Source organism: Gordonia desulfuricans NBRC 100010 (assembly GCF_001485495.1).
Taxonomy (GTDB): Bacteria; Actinomycetota; Actinomycetes; order Mycobacteriales; family Mycobacteriaceae; genus Gordonia; species Gordonia desulfuricans.
The window spans coordinates 21,025-36,824 of record NZ_BCNF01000053.1; the positions used below are offsets into that span (position 1 = coordinate 21,025).

A 15,800-nucleotide genomic window follows, 5' to 3' on the forward strand; every position below is an offset into this window, starting at 1 on the left:
ATCGGTTCAGTGACCGAACGAGATCGCGGGCAACATCCGGTCGAGCCATCGCGGACTCCACCACGCGGCATGCCCGGTGATCCGCAGCAGCACCGGCAGCAACACCAGTCGGATCAGTGTCGCGTCGAGCAGCACCGCGACACCCAGGATGATGCCCATCTCCTTCGGCGGCAGCGGGTCGGCGAGGGCGAAGGTGAAGAACACCGCCACCATCACCGCCGCCGCGGCGAAGATGATCCGGCCCGAGTAGGCCAGCCCGTTGATCTGCGCGTGGTGCGGATCGCCGGTGTGCTCGTAGTGCTCCTTGGCGGTGGCCAGCAGGAACACCGTGTAGTCCATCGCGATCGCGAAGATCATCGCGAAGAAGAACACCGGCCCCCAGCCGTCCAGGAAACCCTGCGGATCGATGCCGAGCAGCGACGCCCCGTGGCCGTCCTGGAAGATCAGCCGGGCCACGCCGAAGGCCGCGGCCGTCGACAGCAGGCTGACCAGGGTGCCCAGCAGGGCGATCAGTGGGGCGCGCAGGGCGACGAGCAGCAGCAGGAACCCCAGGGTGAGGATCACCGCGACGATGATCGGGAACCAGTCGTCGAGGGCCTGCTGCAGGTCGATGTTCTCCGCCGGCGCACCACCCACCAGGGCGGTGGCCGGAAGGTCATCGCGCAGGGTGGACAGGATCGTCGACATCTGCGGATCCGACGGGTCGACGTCCGGGATCGCCTGCAGCAGCACATGTCCCGATCCGTCGGTGGCCTGCTGCGGCGGGGTGACCATGGCGATCCCGGGCACCTGTGCGGCGGCCGAGGCGGTCGTCGCGGCGTCGGCCTGCGGCACCACGATCTGCAGGGCACCCGGTGCGCCGGGGCCCATCGCCTCGGCCACCACGGCATAGCCCTGGCGGACCGGGGCGTCGTCGGGGACGACGCCGATCGACGGCATCGCGACCTTGATCCCGATCGCCGGCAGGGCCAGGGCGATCAGCACGGCCAGCGATCCGAGTGCGAACGGCCACGGATGACGGTGCAGCAGTCGGCCCCAGCGGGCGAACACCGGTGACCGGTGCTGCTGCCCACGGGCCCACGGCAGGGTCCCGGCGTCGACCTTGGTGCCCAGCGCGGACAGGACCGCCGGCAGCAGGGTGAGCGTGGCGGCCAGGACGAACGCGACGGCCACCATGATGCCGATCGCCATGGTGCGCACCGCCGGTGCGGGCACCAGCAGCACCGCCGACAGGCTGACCAGCACCGTCAGACCCGACAGCAGGACCGCCTTGCCCGCGGTGTCCATGGTCTCGGCCACCGCATGCCGCGGCGAATCATGGGCCGTGACCGCGGCGCGGAACCGCGACACGATGAACAGTGCGTAGTCGATCCCGAGCGCGAGGGCGAACATCATCGCGAAGTTCATGGCCCACACCGAGATCGGGGTGACGGTGTTGAGCAGGACCAGACCGCCCGCCGAGGTGACCAGACCCGCGATGGTCAGCAGGAGCGGAAGTCCCGCCGCCACGATCGAACCGAAGGCGACGATCATGATCGCCAGGGTGATCGGCCAGGACACCATCTCCGCGGAGATCATCGCGGTGTGGTTGGCCTCGTTGAAGTCACTCCACAGCGCCGACGCGCCGGTGGGGTAGACCTCGATCCCGTTGCCGGACAAGCCGGTCAGCGTCTCCTTGTGCTCGTCGACGGCGCGGACCATGTCGTCGGGGTCGGCGGCGGCGCCGATGATCGCGATCCCGGTGTGGCCGTCGGGGCTGATCGTCATCCCGGGCTGCGGGGCGATCACCGCCCCGAAACGTGGGTCGCCGGAAGCGATCCCGGTGATCTCGTCGACGACGTGTGCGACCGCCGGACTCGCGATGGTCTCGGTGTCGGAGTGGATCACCACCTGTACCGCCGACGACGCGTTGCCCCCGAAATGCTGTTGTGCCAGTTCGCGAACCGCCACCGACTCCGATCCGTTCGCCTGCCAGCCCGCACCGGCGAGGGAGCTGAACACGGTCGGCGCGGCGGCGCCGAGGCCGATCACGAGCAGCGCCCAGATCCCGAACACCCACCGGCGATGTGTGGCGGTCCAGGTGCCGAGGCGGGCGAGCGGCCCGCCGGTGATGGGGGTGGTCTCGGGCGACGGTGCGACAGGTGGCCCGTCGCTCCCGGTTCTGTCGCTGTCGCTGCCGGTTCTGTCGCTGCCGGATAGGTCGCGGTCGGATGTCGCGGTCACGGTGTCTCCTCGGGATTCACGCCGAAATATACCCAGGGGGGTATGCAATGAGGCGAATGTACCCCCGGGGGTATGCCGGATGCAAGCATGCGTCGAGGTCCGACCGGGATCTGGCCGGGAGAGGGATCAGGCCGGGAGAGGGATCAGGCGGGCCGGGATCAGGCGGGCCGGGGAGCGCTGACCGGCCGTCCCTTGCCGTCGAAGGCGAGGGCCACCGTCGAGACACCGTCGGTGATCACGCACGACGATGCGCCCGCGGCGACGGCACCGTCGGCCCGCCACACGATGTGCCAGCCGGTCCGTACCGCGAGCCCGTGGACGGCCACTCGGTGATCGCCCACCGGGATGCCGGCCAGGAGGCCCGGAAGACAGGCCGCGACCTCGGAGAGTGTGGGTTCACCCGCCTCCGGGCGGCCCGTGTCGGCGCCGGGGCCGGACACGTCGGGGCCGGACAGGAGGAACACCCCGTGACGGCCGTCGTCGAGGTCGACGCAGTGGTAGGGGCCGGTCCCGACGATCTGGACCGCCACCGCGCCGATGGTCTCCAGGGTGCGTGTGACGTCGGTGCCCGCCGTCAGGGGGATCGTCGGTTCCAGCAGTTCGCGCAGCCCCAGACGTTCACCCGCCCGGCGGAGTTCGACGCCCCGGAGGTCGGCGGGTGAACCGGCCGACGATGGCTCCGCCCAGCCCCATCGCAGGCCGGTCACCGACGCGTCGATCGACGCCACCAGCCATGCATGTGCCTCGATCCGCCGAGTCGGATCGGCGTTCGCCGAGAACACGATTCGCGGACCGTCCACCACTGTCGTGTACTCGCCGAGGTCGCCGGCGAGGCGCCGGTTCAGGGCGTCGCGGCGCAATGCGGCGTACCAGGCGCCGCAGTCGGCGGCGGCACGCAAGCCGTCCAGATGCATGCGGCTCACGCTAATCCGTCCTGGACGGTCCGCGGGCGTGTGTCAGGTGTCCGAACGACCGCCCGCGGGCGGGAGAGAATCCCACGAAAACCGGCCGGTGACCGAGATCACCCTGGCAGCATGGTCGGCATGACATCGGCGGCGACCCCCAAGGGCACGAGGCGTCGGTCGCAACTGATCGAGGCCGCCGGGACCCTTCTGCTCGAGGGTGGCTTCGATGCCGTCCGCCACCGTGCGGTGGCCGACCGGGCCGGGATGCCGCTGGCCTCGACCACCTATTACTTCGCCTCCCTCGAGGATCTGCTGGCCGAGGCGGCCGCCTATGTCACCCACAACGAGCAGGAGGCCATCGCCACCCGCAGCGCCGCGCTCACCCGCCGCAAGCGGGGCGGGCACGCCACCGCGGAGGCGCTGTCGGAGGTCTTCGTCGGTTCGCGGACGCCGATCACCGCGCTCGCCGCCCACTACGAGCTCATCGCGCTCGCACCCCGGTATCCGCGGCTGCGGCAGGTGGTGGAGCAACGGCGGGGATTCGTGTCGTCGGTGCACACCGAGGTGCTCGAGAAGTCCGGCCGGGACTGCGGCCCCGACGACGTCGCCCGCCTGATCGCCGTCGAGGACGGTGCGGTGGTCGGCGCACTCGGCTGCGGGGCGGGCTCGCCCTACGATGCGACGCGCGACGCACTCGACGGCGTGATCGACGTACTCGCACCCCGCCGATGATCCGCGGTCGGACGGAGACCGATCGGCGCGACCACGGCGCCGGCGGGCAGACGGCAGCGGACAGACGACCGCAGACAGATGACGGGGGAGAACAGATGACGGGGCGGATTCGACGGTGGCTGACCACCGTGATCGTCGGTGCGGGGATCGGCCTGGCCGGGATCGGGGCGGGGCCGGCGCAGGCGGCGCCGAGCGGACCGGTGGATCCCGGGGTGCCGTTCTCCTCGGTGGTCTACGGCACCGGCTGCACGTATTCGCTGGTCTCGCCGGTCAATGCGAGCGGGCTGGTCAGCTTCTACGAGCAGCGTCGCGGATACCCGCCGATCCTGATCGGGCGAGCCCAGGCCTACCAGCTGGTCGCGACGGTGTGGTGGACTCCGCGCCGGATCGGTGACCGCATCCTCTACGCCGAGCAGAACGGGGTGCGCGGGCCGTCGATCGTGGCCCGCGTCCACCAGGGATACGGCTCGGGCGGAGTGTGTTTTGCCCTCTAGACCTCCGGTCGCGGGCGGTCCGCCGGTGGGCCCGGTGCGCCTGTCGGTGATCTGGGTGAGGGCGTCGCGGGCGCACCACTAGACTGTTCACGTGCCGAAACCTGCCATCTCCAACGTCCTCGCGAGCCGCTACGCCTCGGCCGATCTCGTCGAGATCTGGTCGGCGACCAACAAGATCGCCACCGAACGCCGCCTGTGGATCGCCGTCCTGCGGGCCCAGAGCGACCTCGGGATCGACGTCCCGGAGGGCGCGATCGCCGACTACGAGCGGGTCGTCGACCAGATCGACCTCGCGTCGATCGCCGAGCGTGAACGCGTCACCCGCCACGACGTGAAGGCGCGCATCGAGGAGTTCAACGCGCTGGCCGGGCACGAGCAGATCCACAAGGGTATGACCAGCCGCGATCTCACCGAGAACGTCGAGCAGCTGCAGATCCTGCAGTCGCTGCGGTATGTGCACTCCCACGGTGTCGCCGTGCTCGCGCGCATCGTCGAGCGTGCCGCGCAGTACTCGACGGTGGTGATGGCCGGCCGCAGCCACAACGTCGCCGCCCAGGCCACCACCCTCGGCAAGCGGTTCGCATCGGCCGCCGACGAGCTGATGATCGGCCTGACCCGGCTGTCGGAGCTGATCGACCGCTACCCGCTGCGCGGGATCAAGGGCCCGATGGGGACCAGCCAGGACATGCTCGACCTGCTCGGCGGGGACGCCGGCAAGCTGGCCGAACTCGAGTCGCGGGTGGCGACCCACCTCGGATTCGCGCGATCGCTGACCTCGGTCGGCCAGATCTATCCGCGGTCCCTCGACCACGACGTGCTGTCGGCGCTGGTGCAGGTGGCCGCCGCGCCGTCGTCGCTGGCCCACACCATCCGCCTGATGGCCGGTCACGAGCTGGTCACCGAGGGTTTCCAGCCCGGCCAGGTCGGGTCGTCGGCAATGCCGCACAAGATGAACACCCGCAGCTGTGAGCGGGTCAACGGCCTGCAGGTGGTGTTGCGCGGATACGCGTCGATGGGTGCCGAACTCGCCGGGGCCCAGTGGAACGAGGGCGACGTGTTCTGTTCGGTGGTGCGCCGCGTGGCACTGCCCGACGCCTTCTTCGCGATCGACGGCCTGATGGAGACCTTCCTGACGGTGCTCGCCGAGTTCGGCGCCTACCCGGCCGTGATCGCCAACGAGCTCGACCGCTACCTGCCGTTCCTGGCCACCACCAAGGTGCTGATGGCGTCGGTGCGTGCCGGTGTCGGCCGTGAGACCGCCCACGAGGCGATCAAGGAGAACGCCGTCGCCGTCGCCCTGGCGATGCGCGAGGAGGGCCGCGAGCCCGATCTGCTCGACCGGCTGGCCGCCGACGACCGTATCCCGCTCGACCGCGTGCAGCTCGATGCGCTGCTCGAGGACAAGGAGGCCTTCGTCGGTGCCGCAGGCCGTCAGGTCGCCGACGTCATCGCCGCCGCCGAGAAGGTCCTCGCCGCCAGCCCGGAGGCCGCCGCCTACACGCCCGCCCCGATCCTCTAGGCCGTTCGGTCACCCCAGACCCTCCACTTTTGCGCAAACCCACGGGGGTAAAACCCGGGGTATCTGCGTAAGTGTGGAGGGTTTGTCGGTTCTGTGGATGGCCATCCGGCGTCGACGTCGGATCGTGCGACGCTGCTCGGCATGGATCAGTCCACCGAGATCACACGCCGCGCCGAGGTGCTCGGTCGCGTCGCCACCGATCGCGTGCTGCAGGCCGTCGTCCGCGACGGTGAACGCGTCCGGCTCTGGCCGGGGACCTTCATGGACTGGCCCGACCACGACGCGCTGAGCACAACCGAGCGGTACCGGATCACCGCGATCGAGTCCGCGCGCAAGGGCGGACCGAACCGCACGCTCAGTCACGTGTCCGCACTCGCCGTCCACCACGTCCCGATGCTGCGACCCGATCTGCGCCGGGTGCACTACATCGCCTCCGCACCGACCCGGCACACCGCCCGGGTCTCGCGACACAACGGAATCCTCCTCGACGACGAGCGCGAGCAGGTCGAGGGTGTCTGGGTCACGACACGTGAACGAGCGCTGTGCGACGCCGCTCGTCTCGGCACCTTCGAGCAGGCCGTGGCGATGCTCGACGCCGGGCTGCGGGCCGGCGCCGACCCCGTGCTCATCGACGCGACCATCGAACGGCTCCGCGGTCACGTCGGCGTCGAGCGGCTCCGGTATGCCAACGGCTTCGCCGATGCGCGGTCGGAGAGCGTGGGGGAGTCGTTCAGCCGTGCGCTCATGGCGGGTATGTCCGATGTCCCGACGCCGGAGCTGCAGGTGGAGATCCGCGACGCGGCGGGCCGGTCGATCGGTCGCGTCGACTTCCTGATCGGGGGCGTCCTGGTCGGCGAGTTCGACGGCAAGGTCAAGTACAGCGGCACCCTCGGCGACGACCCGCCGTCGGAGGTGGTCGTCAAGGAGAAGATCCGCGAGGACGCGCTCCGGGCAGAAGGCTATGTCGTCATCCGGTGGACATGGGAGGACCTGCTCGATCCGCGTCGGTTCCGGGCGGTCCTGCGCAAGGGGATGCGGGCCGCGGGACTGCTCTGAGCGTCGGCCCACCCAGACCCTCCACACTTGCGCAGACCCACGGGGGTAATACCCGGGGTCTCTGCGTAAGTGTGGAGGGTTTGTCGGTTGCTCCCTCGAAGGCCCGCGGTGCTACTCGGCCGCCTTGTCGGCGTGGCCGAGGGCCCAGTCGGGCAGTACCGCATCGCGGACGCGGCGCTTGAGTTCGGCGGCGTCGGGGAAGCCGCCGTCGGCCTTGCGTTCCCAGATCCGTGTGCCGTCGGCGTCGACGACGAAGATCCCGCCGGTACCCGGCTTGAGCGTCACCGCACCGAGATCCGCACCGAAGGTGTTCAGCAGTTCGCTCGCCATCCAGCTCGCCCGCAACAGCCAGTTGCATTGGGTGCAGTAGGTGATCGTGATGTGCGGAGCGGTCATGGCCACCCAGACTGCCAGATCACGACGCCGCGCACTAAGGTCGACACCATGCGCCCGGCACTTGAGTCATACACGCACATCGCCTCGGGCAAGGTGCGTGAGATCTACGCGATCGACGACGACACCCTGTTGATGGTGGCCAGCGATCGGATCTCGGCCTACGACCACGTCCTGAGCCCGGTGATCGGCGACAAGGGACGCATCCTCACCGCGATGAGTTTCTTCTGGTTCGACGCCCTCGGCGTGCCGAACCACCTTGCCGGCGGGCCCGAGGACGAGCGCATCCCGGCCGAGGCCGTCGGCCGTTCGATGGTGGTGCGCAAGCTGCCGATGGTGCCGGTGGAATGTGTCGCCCGCGGTTACCTCACCGGTTCCGGTCTGATCGACTACAAGGCCACCGGCGCGGTGTGCGGCGTCGCACTGCCCGAGGGTCTCGGTGAGTCCGACAAGCTGCCCGAACCGATCTTCACCCCGGCCACCAAGGCCGAGCAGGGCGACCACGACGAGAACATCAGCTACGACGCGGTGGCCGCACAGGTCGGCGAGGAGCTCGCCTCCGCGCTGCGCGACACCACCCTCGACATCTTCTCGCGTGGTGCGCAACTGGCCGCCGAGCGCGGAATCATCCTGGCCGACACCAAGTTCGAGTTCGGTCGCGATGCCGACGGCGGCCTCGTCCTGGCCGACGAGGTGCTGACGCCGGACTCGTCGCGCTACTGGGAGACCGCCACCTATACGCCGGGACAGGTGCAGCCGAGCTTCGACAAGCAGATCGTGCGGAACTGGCTCACCTCACCGGAATCCGGCTGGGACAAGGCCTCCGACACCACCCCGCCCCCGCTGCCCGCCGAGGTCGTCGACCGCACTCGGGCGCGATACATCGAAGCCTACGAATGGATTTCGCAGAAGTCCTTCGACGATTGGCCCGGCCCGGCCTGACCGGGCGGGTACCACAACCGGGTCCACCAGAAACCGGGCAAAGGAGTCCTGTGAGCGACGCGACGCCGTCCACCCCAGCAGCCGGCCGCAACGGTGCCCCCGTTGCCAAGAAGGTGCCGCTCCCGCGCACCCACCACGGCGACACCGTGATCGACGAGTACGAATGGTTGCGCGACAAGGACGATCCCGAGGTGATCGCCTACCTCGAGGCCCAGAATGCCTACACCGAGGAACACACCGCGCAGCTCGCCGGTCTGCGCGCCGACATCTTCGGTGAGATCAAGTCGCGCACCAAGGAAACCGACATGTCGGTGCCGTCGCGCCGCGGCGGATTCTGGTACTACGGCCGCACCACCGAGGGCAAACAGTATGCGGCGCATTGTCGTTGCCCGATCGGTGACGCCGACGACTGGACCCCGCCGGAGGTCTCGGAGACCACCCCGCTGTCGGGGGAACAGGTCCTGCTCGACGCCAACCTGGAGGCGCAGGGACACGACTTCTTCAGTCTCGGTGCACTCTCGGTCAGCGACGACGGCAACTGGCTGGCCTACAGCACCGACGTCGTCGGTGACGAGCGATACACTTTGCGGTTCAAGGACCTCCGCACCGGTGAGCTGCTGCCCGACGTCATCGCCGACACCGCGGGCGGCGCCGTCTGGTCGGCCGACGGCGCGCACGTCTTCTATCAGACCGTCGACGAGGCGTGGCGCCCGGACACGGTGTGGCGCCACGACATCGGTGCCGGAACCGACGACGTCAAGGTCTTCCACGAGCCGGACGAGCGGTACTGGGTGGGCATGGGGTCCACCCGCAGCGACAAGTACCTGATGATCGCCGTCGGCTCCAAGATCACCTCCGAGTGCTATGTGCTCGACACCACCGACCCGACCGGCGAATTCCGTAGTGTGGCACCACGTGTCGAGGGTGTGGAGTACACGGTCGAGCATGCCGAGATCGGTGGTCGCGACTACTTCCTGATCGTCCACAACGAAGAACGTGACGGGGTCAAGTACGAGGACTTCGCCGTCGACATCGCCCCGGTGGACGATCCGTCGGACCGTACCGAGTTCATCGGGCACCGTCGGGGTGTGCGGGTGGAGGACGTCGACGCCTTCCGCGACTACCTGGTGCTCAGCTACCGTGCCGACGCCCTGCCGCGGGTGTCGATCGCCGACCTGCGTCGGATCGACGGGATGCCGGTGGCCGAGGACTTCATCGAGGTGGCCGCTGCCCAGGAACTGTTCTCGCTGGGGCTGGCCGGCAACCGCGAATGGACGACGCCACGACTGCGTTTCGGCTACGGCAGCTTCATCGAACCGTCGGAGCTGTTCGAGCTCGAGGTCACCACCGGCGAGCGCATCCTGCTCAAACGCCAGCCGGTACTCGGCGGGTACGACCCGGGCGACTACGTGCAGACCCGCGAATGGGCGACCGCCGCCGACGGCACGCAGATCCCGTTGTCGATCGTGCGGCACCGCGACGTCGCCGCACCGGGGACCGAGGGGGCCGCACCCGCACCGCTGCTGATCTACGGCTACGGCTCCTACGAGGCCAGCTATGACCCGGGGTTCTCGGTGTCGCGGCTGTCTATGCTCGACCGCGGCATGGTGTTCGTCCTCGCCCACGTCCGCGGTGGTGGCGAGATGGGCCGGCACTGGTACGAGACCGGCAAGACGCTCACCAAGAAGAACACCTTCACCGACTTCGTCGACTCCGCACGGCATCTGGTCGCCCGCGGCTGGACCACGCCGGGTCAGATGGTGGCCGAGGGCGGTTCGGCAGGCGGTCTGCTGATGGGTGCGGTCGCCAATCTCGCACCGGAACTGTTCAACGGCATCCTCGCGTCGGTGCCCTTCGTCGACGCGCTCAACTCGATCCTCGACCCGTCACTGCCGCTGACGGTGATCGAGTGGGACGAATGGGGTGACCCGCTGCACGACCCGGTGGTCTACGAGTACATGCGGTCCTACACGCCGTACGAGAACGTCACCGCCCAGCCGTATCCGCCGATCCTGGCGCAGACCTCGCTCAACGACACCCGGGTGCTGTTCACCGAGGCCGCCAAGTGGGTTGCGCGGCTGCAGGAGCTGTCGACGTCGGACAACCCGATCCTGCTCAAGACCGAGATGTCGGCGGGCCACGGCGGCGTCAGCGGCCGGTACAAGCAGTGGGAAGAGGCGTCGTTCGAGATCGCCTGGATCCTGGCGCAGACCGGGGCGTACACCGCACCGGCGGAATAGGCACGCACAAAGCCTGCACACAGACGCAGAACCCCCGGAATCTCAGAAGATTCCGGGGGTTCTGCGTTACAGCCGGGACGAGCTCAGTGCATGAACGTCGGTGCGCGGTCGACGTCCTCCTCGACCAACGGCGACTCGATCTTCTTGCGGGGCAGGAAGAACGCCGGGATGATCGTCAGCGCGATCAGGACGGTCGCCACGATGAAGGTGGTGCCGAATGCCTCGGCGGCCCAGTCGAACCACTGCGCAGGCGGTTGCGGCGGCAGCAGTCCGGCCTTGACGCCCTCGGCGTACTTCTCCGGTGCCGCATTGGAACCGATCGCCACCAGCGACTCGGCATGCTTGTTGAACATGGTGGCCAGGACCACCGAGATCACCGCGGTACCGATCGACGACGCGGTCTGCTGGACCACGTTGACCAGGGTCGAACCGTCGGGGACCTGTTTGTTCGACAGGGTGGCCAGCGCGGCCGACATGATCGGCATCATCGTCATACCCATGCCCAGACCCTGGACGAACAGGGCGATGCAGACCGCCCAGTACGGGGTGTCGGCGCCGAGGAAGACGAAGTATCCGATGCCGAGGAAGATCAGCACGATACCGCTGAGGACGAACTTGCCCGGGCCCATCTTGTCGGTCAGCTGACCCGCGATCGGCATGGTGAGCATGGCGCCCAGACCCTGCGGGGCCAGCAGCAGACCGGCCATCAGCGTCGACTCACCGCGCACGCCGATGAAGTACTGCGGGTAGAGCAGGGATGCACCGAAGAAGGCGATCATGAACAGCGTCATGGTGATCACCGCGATGGTCAGCGTCCGGTTCTTGAACAGACGCAGATCCAGCAGCGGGTTCTTCGCACGCAGCGCGTGGAAGATGAATCCGGCGATCAGCAGGGCGCCGACGATCGCGGTGGACAACACCTTGGCGTCGATGAAGGTCCCGGCCTCCGCCGACGACGAGATGCCGTACAGGAACAGTGCCAGACCCGGGGAGAGCAGCAGCAGCCCGACGAAGTCGATGGTCGGGCGGGTGGTCTCGCCGTCGTCACGCAGCACGATCCACGCGTAGATCATGGCGACGATGCCGATCGGGACGTTGATCAGGAACACCCAGTGCCAGCTGGCCTTCTCGATCAGCAGGCCGCCGAGGATCGGGCCACCGATCGGGCCCAGCAGCATCGGGATACCCAGCACGGCCATGACCGAACCGACCCGCTCGGGGCCGGCGGCCTTGGTCAGGATCATCATGCCGATCGGCATGAGCAGACCACCGCCGAGGCCCTGGACCACGCGGAAGGCGACCAGCGACCCGATGTTCCAGGCCAGCGCACACAGCGCCGAACCGATCACGAACAGGACCAGCGAGGTCAGGTACACCTTCTTCGTGCCGAAACGGGCTGCGGCCCAGCTCGACAGCGGGATCACCGCGGCGAGCGCCAGCGTGTAGCCGGTCATCGTCCAGGCGGCACCGGCGGCGTTGGTGTCGAAGGTCTCCTGGAAGGTGTTCTGCGCGACCGACACGACGGTGACGTCGAGGATCGACATGATCGCACCGAGTACGACCACGCCCGCGACGGACAAGACGTGTTTGTCGAGTTTGGTGTCTGGTGGCCCCTCGTGGAGCTCACCACCGGTGGAAGATTTCGTCATGAAGAGACTTTCTACTCGTGGGCCGGCCGGCAGGTGGCAGGAGTGAGGTCGAAGAAGTCGACGTCGGCGTCGACGATCGGACGCAATGCCCGGACGAGTCCGGTGCGCAACTGATCGGGGAGGCCGGCGAGGAACGCGGTGACCAGATCCTTCTTGACCGCCAGCTGTTCGTCGAGGAATCGCTGACCGAGTTCGGTGAGGGTGATCCGTTTGACCCGACGATCGGCGCTGTCCTCACGCCGGTCGAGGAAGTTCTGACGGACCAGACTGTCGACGGTGCGCCCGGTTGCGGCCAAGGACAGACGGATGGCGTCGCCGATCTCGTGGACGGAGATGGCTTCCTCGCTGGCCCCGACCGCGCACATCACCCGGAACTGGGTGAAGGTGAGATCGGAACTGGCCATCGAATCCATCGTGTCGGTCTTGGCAACACAGGCGAGTCGGTCGAGGAATCCGTGCAGGACAGCGCACGCTTCTTCGGAGGACTCTGGGGTGGACACCGGAAGATACTAACGCCGATGCAACTATCTCGTCCACGCAATTATTGGTGACATGGAGGCGGGGCTCCCCGGGTTGTGAAGTGGCTCACACGGATGTGCGGGGGTGCCGTCGATAGGCTCGGAAGATGACCAACATCAAGGACATCCCGGTTTCCGCCCTCGACGGCTCCGCCCTGAACCTCGCCGACTTCGGTGGACCGCTGCTGGTGGTGAACGTCGCCAGCAAGTGCGGCCTCACCCCGCAGTACGCGGGCCTCGAGGAGATCGCCACCACCTACGCCGACCGTGGCCTGACCGTCGTCGGCGTGCCGTGCAACCAGTTCATGGGACAGGAGCCGGGTTCGCCCGAGGAGATCGCCACCTTCTGTTCGACGACCTACGGTGTCACCTTCCCGCTGCTGGCGAAGGCCGACGTCAACGGCGACGACCGGCACCCGCTGTACGCCGAGCTCACCAAGACCCCCGACGCCACCGGCGAGGCCGGCGACATCCAGTGGAACTTCGAGAAGTTCCTGGTCGGGTCCGACGGTGCGGTGCTGGGCCGGTTCCGTCCGCGCACCGAGCCGCTTGCACCCGAGGTGATCGAGGCCATCGAGTCCGCACTGTAGGCGGCGCCGCAGGACAACCCTGCGGGACGGCGCCGTGGGCCGGCGGTCCGCTCGGATTCCGTGGCGGCCGGCGGCCCAGCACGCGATCTCATCCGCGCACATCGCAGGCGGTAAGGTGTTCGGTGTTCAGCCAACCTCCGCCCCCACCTCCGGGGAGTGGGGACAGAGATGGGAGCGTGTGCCGATGGCACGTGTGGTGGTCGACGTGATGCCCAAGGCCGAGATCCTCGATCCGCAGGGGCAGGCCATCGTCGGTGCGCTGGGGCGCCTGGGATTCTCCGGGATCGCCGACGTCCGGCAGGGCAAGCGATTCGAGCTCGAGGTCGACGACGACGTCGACGACGCCGCTCTCGAGCGCATCGCCGAGGAGCTGCTCGCCAACACGGTGATCGAGAACTTCAACGTCTCCCGGGTCGCGGAGTAGGTCGCGCGAGATGACAGCACGTATCGGGGTCATCACCTTCCCCGGCACCCTCGACGACGTCGACGCCGCCCGTGCGGCCCGGATCGCCGGTGCCGAGGCCGTCGAGTTGTGGCACGGTGACGCCGACCTCAAGGGTGTCGACGCCGTCATCGTCCCCGGCGGTTTCTCCTACGGCGACTACCTGCGCGCCGGTGCGATCGCCAAGTTCGCACCGGTGATGGGGTCGGTCATCGAGGCGGCGGGCAAGGGTATGCCGGTTCTGGGTATCTGCAACGGTTTCCAGGTCCTCTGCGAGGCGGGCCTGCTGCCGGGCGCACTGGCCCGAAACGAGGGACTGCACTTCATCTGCCGCGACCAGTGGCTGCGCGTCGAGTCCAACACCACCGCCTGGACCACCCGGTTCGAGCGGGGTGCGGAGATCCTCATCCCGCTCAAGTCGGGTGAGGGGCGCTATGTGGCCCCGCAGCGCAAGCTCGAAGAACTCGAGGGCGAGGGCCGGATCGTGTTCACCTATGCCGGTGACAACCCGAACGGCTCGGCGCTCGACATCGCCGGGATCTCCAGTGCCGACGGGCGAATCGTCGGTCTGATGCCGCATCCCGAGCACGCCACCGAGGCCCTCACCGGCCCGAGTGACGACGGACTGGGACTGTTCTACTCCGCGATCGACGCGGTGCTCGCGAACGCCTGAGGGTCCTGGATCCGATGAGCACCCCCACGCTGCCGACGTCGGCCACCGCGACCGGTCTCGGCGAGTTCGTCGACGCCTCGCCGTCGCCGTTCCACGTGTGTGTCACGGTGGCCGCCGCCCTCGAAGCTGCCGGCTATCAGCGACTTCACGAGGAACATGAATGGGCCACAGAGGTTTTCGCGGCCGCCCGCAACGGCGGTCCGCGGAGCTTCTATGTGATCCGTGGTGGGTCGATCATCGCCTTCGACCTCGGTGAGGCCGACGACTTCCGCATCGTGGGCGGGCACACCGACAGCCCCAATCTGCGACTCAAACAGCATCCCGACCGCACCTCGGCCGGGGTGTCGATGGTGGCGCTCGAACCGTACGGCGGGGCGTGGCTGAACTCCTGGCTCGACCGTGATCTCGGGTTGTCGGGGCGGCTGGCCTACCGTGAGGGCGGCGCCGTGGCGCACACGCTGGTGCACGTCACCGAGCCGGTGGTCCGGGTGCCGCAGCTGGCGATCCACCTCTCCGCCGACCGCAAGGGCGTGACCCTGGACCCGCAACGTCATGTCGACGGACTGTGGGGGATCGGCGACGACGTCCCCGGCGTCCTCGACTGGGTTGCCGAGTATGCGGGCATCGATCCCGGCGCCCTGCTCGGCTGGGAACTGATGACCCATGACGTCGCCCCGTCGCGGCTGCTCGGTGCCGACGAGGATCTGTTGTCGGCGCCACGGCTGGACAACCAGGGCACCTGCTATGCCGGACTGAGGGCACTGCTCGACGGTGCCCCGTCGATCCACACCCGGGTACTGGCGCTGTTCGACCACGAAGAGGTCGGCAGCGGGTCCGAGCGCGGCGCGGCGTCGGAGTTCCTGCCGACGATCCTCGAGCGAATCGTGTTGGCGCGCGGTGGAGATCGCTCGGACTTCCTGCAGGCGATGGCCTCCAGTATCTGTCTGTCGGGGGACATGGCACACGCCACCCATCCCAACTATCCGGATCGGCACGAGCCGTCGCACCGCATCGCGATCGGCGGCGGGCCGGTACTCAAGGTCAACCAGAACCTGCGCTACGCCTCGGATGCGGTGGGGGAGGCGATCTTCGCGCTCGCCTGCGACACCGCTGGGGTCCCGATGCAGCGTTACACCCATCGTGCCGATCTGCCGTGCGGTTCCACGATCGGTCCGATCACCGCCACCCGCACCGGCCTGACGACCATCGATGTTGGTGCGCCGCAGCTGGCCATGCACAGCGCGCGGGAGTTGATGGGCGCCGCCGACGTCCGGATGTATTCGGCTGCGCTACAGGCGTTCCTGAGCAGCTGATCTGATCGGCCGGCGGTTGTGACAGTTGGTGATCGAGCCGGGACCCGCATCGCGAGGACCCGTGTCGAAATTTGCGTAGCCTACTTTGGGTGGTGACCACACCGGAGGTGG

At 68.4% G+C, this 15,800-nt stretch carries 15 protein-coding genes; 10 read left to right on the forward strand and 5 right to left on the reverse strand.

Annotated features, from left to right (window positions below; genetic code table 11):
• Positions 1-6 precede the first annotated feature (6 nt).
• A complete protein-coding gene (locus GD1_RS09495; protein WP_157079425.1) occupies positions 7-2,112 on the reverse strand; it encodes an MMPL family transporter in 2,106 nt (701 codons plus the stop codon).
• 269 nt (positions 2,113-2,381) lie between these two features.
• The gene (locus tag GD1_RS09500) at positions 2,382-3,137 is read right to left on the reverse strand and encodes a DUF6882 domain-containing protein (RefSeq protein ID WP_020792976.1); all 756 of its coding nucleotides are present in this window, start codon (positions 3,135-3,137) and stop codon (positions 2,382-2,384) included.
• Between the two features lie 120 nt (positions 3,138-3,257).
• On the opposite strand from GD1_RS09500, the gene GD1_RS09505 reads away from it, so the two are divergent.
• From GD1_RS09505 to GD1_RS09520, 4 genes are all read left to right on the forward strand, one after another.
• Positions 3,258-3,860, forward strand: coding sequence for a TetR/AcrR family transcriptional regulator (locus GD1_RS09505; RefSeq protein WP_059036830.1), 603 nt, complete (start codon positions 3,258-3,260; stop codon positions 3,858-3,860).
• A gap of 95 nt (positions 3,861-3,955) precedes the next feature.
• Positions 3,956-4,354: a hypothetical protein gene (locus tag GD1_RS09510; protein ID WP_202926819.1), complete on the forward strand. Its 399-nt coding sequence runs from the start codon at positions 3,956-3,958 to the stop codon at positions 4,352-4,354.
• A 91-nt stretch (positions 4,355-4,445) separates the two neighbouring features.
• On the forward strand, positions 4,446-5,873 hold the full coding sequence (purB, locus tag GD1_RS09515; protein WP_053776732.1) for an adenylosuccinate lyase: 1,428 nt from the start codon (positions 4,446-4,448) through the stop codon (positions 5,871-5,873).
• Positions 5,874-6,014: 141 nt separating this feature from the next.
• Entirely contained in the window at positions 6,015-6,929 is a 915-nt protein-coding gene (locus GD1_RS09520; RefSeq protein WP_059036839.1) for a hypothetical protein, read from the forward strand.
• Between the two features lie 111 nt (positions 6,930-7,040).
• On the opposite strand, the gene GD1_RS09525 is transcribed toward GD1_RS09520, so the two are convergent.
• Positions 7,041-7,325, reverse strand: a complete 285-nt coding sequence (locus GD1_RS09525; RefSeq protein ID WP_059036840.1) for an Rdx family protein — start codon at positions 7,323-7,325, stop codon at positions 7,041-7,043.
• A gap of 48 nt (positions 7,326-7,373) precedes the next feature.
• On the opposite strand from GD1_RS09525, the gene GD1_RS09530 reads away from it, so the two are divergent.
• Both GD1_RS09530 and GD1_RS09535 read left to right on the forward strand, forming a co-directional pair.
• Positions 7,374-8,264 (forward strand): phosphoribosylaminoimidazolesuccinocarboxamide synthase, encoded by an 891-nt coding sequence (locus tag GD1_RS09530; RefSeq protein WP_059036831.1) that lies wholly within the window; start codon positions 7,374-7,376, stop codon positions 8,262-8,264.
• A 50-nt stretch (positions 8,265-8,314) separates the two neighbouring features.
• Entirely contained in the window at positions 8,315-10,504 is a 2,190-nt protein-coding gene (locus tag GD1_RS09535; protein WP_059036832.1) for a S9 family peptidase, read from the forward strand.
• A gap of 83 nt (positions 10,505-10,587) precedes the next feature.
• Here the strand turns inward: GD1_RS09535 and GD1_RS09540 are convergent, their stop codons facing one another.
• Both GD1_RS09540 and GD1_RS09545 read right to left on the reverse strand, forming a co-directional pair.
• Positions 10,588-12,153 (reverse strand): DHA2 family efflux MFS transporter permease subunit, encoded by a 1,566-nt coding sequence (locus tag GD1_RS09540; protein WP_020790261.1) that lies wholly within the window; start codon positions 12,151-12,153, stop codon positions 10,588-10,590.
• An 11-nt stretch (positions 12,154-12,164) separates the two neighbouring features.
• Positions 12,165-12,653, reverse strand: coding sequence for a MarR family winged helix-turn-helix transcriptional regulator (locus GD1_RS09545; RefSeq protein ID WP_059036833.1), 489 nt, complete (start codon positions 12,651-12,653; stop codon positions 12,165-12,167).
• 125 nt (positions 12,654-12,778) lie between these two features.
• Here GD1_RS09545 and GD1_RS09550 point away from each other — a divergent pair, with 125 nt between their 5' ends.
• The 4 genes from GD1_RS09550 to GD1_RS09565 all read left to right on the forward strand — a co-directional run bounded on the left by GD1_RS09550 (position 12,779) and on the right by GD1_RS09565 (position 15,689).
• The gene (locus tag GD1_RS09550; RefSeq protein ID WP_020790258.1) at positions 12,779-13,261 is read left to right on the forward strand and encodes a glutathione peroxidase; all 483 of its coding nucleotides are present in this window, start codon (positions 12,779-12,781) and stop codon (positions 13,259-13,261) included.
• Positions 13,262-13,445: 184 nt separating this feature from the next.
• Positions 13,446-13,685 (forward strand): phosphoribosylformylglycinamidine synthase subunit PurS, encoded by a 240-nt coding sequence (purS, locus tag GD1_RS09555; protein ID WP_059036834.1) that lies wholly within the window; start codon positions 13,446-13,448, stop codon positions 13,683-13,685.
• A gap of 10 nt (positions 13,686-13,695) precedes the next feature.
• On the forward strand, positions 13,696-14,376 hold the full coding sequence (gene purQ / locus GD1_RS09560) for a phosphoribosylformylglycinamidine synthase subunit PurQ (RefSeq protein ID WP_020790266.1): 681 nt from the start codon (positions 13,696-13,698) through the stop codon (positions 14,374-14,376).
• A 14-nt stretch (positions 14,377-14,390) separates the two neighbouring features.
• On the forward strand, positions 14,391-15,689 hold the full coding sequence (locus tag GD1_RS09565; protein ID WP_059036835.1) for a M18 family aminopeptidase: 1,299 nt from the start codon (positions 14,391-14,393) through the stop codon (positions 15,687-15,689).
• Positions 15,690-15,800: the final 111 nt, after the last annotated feature.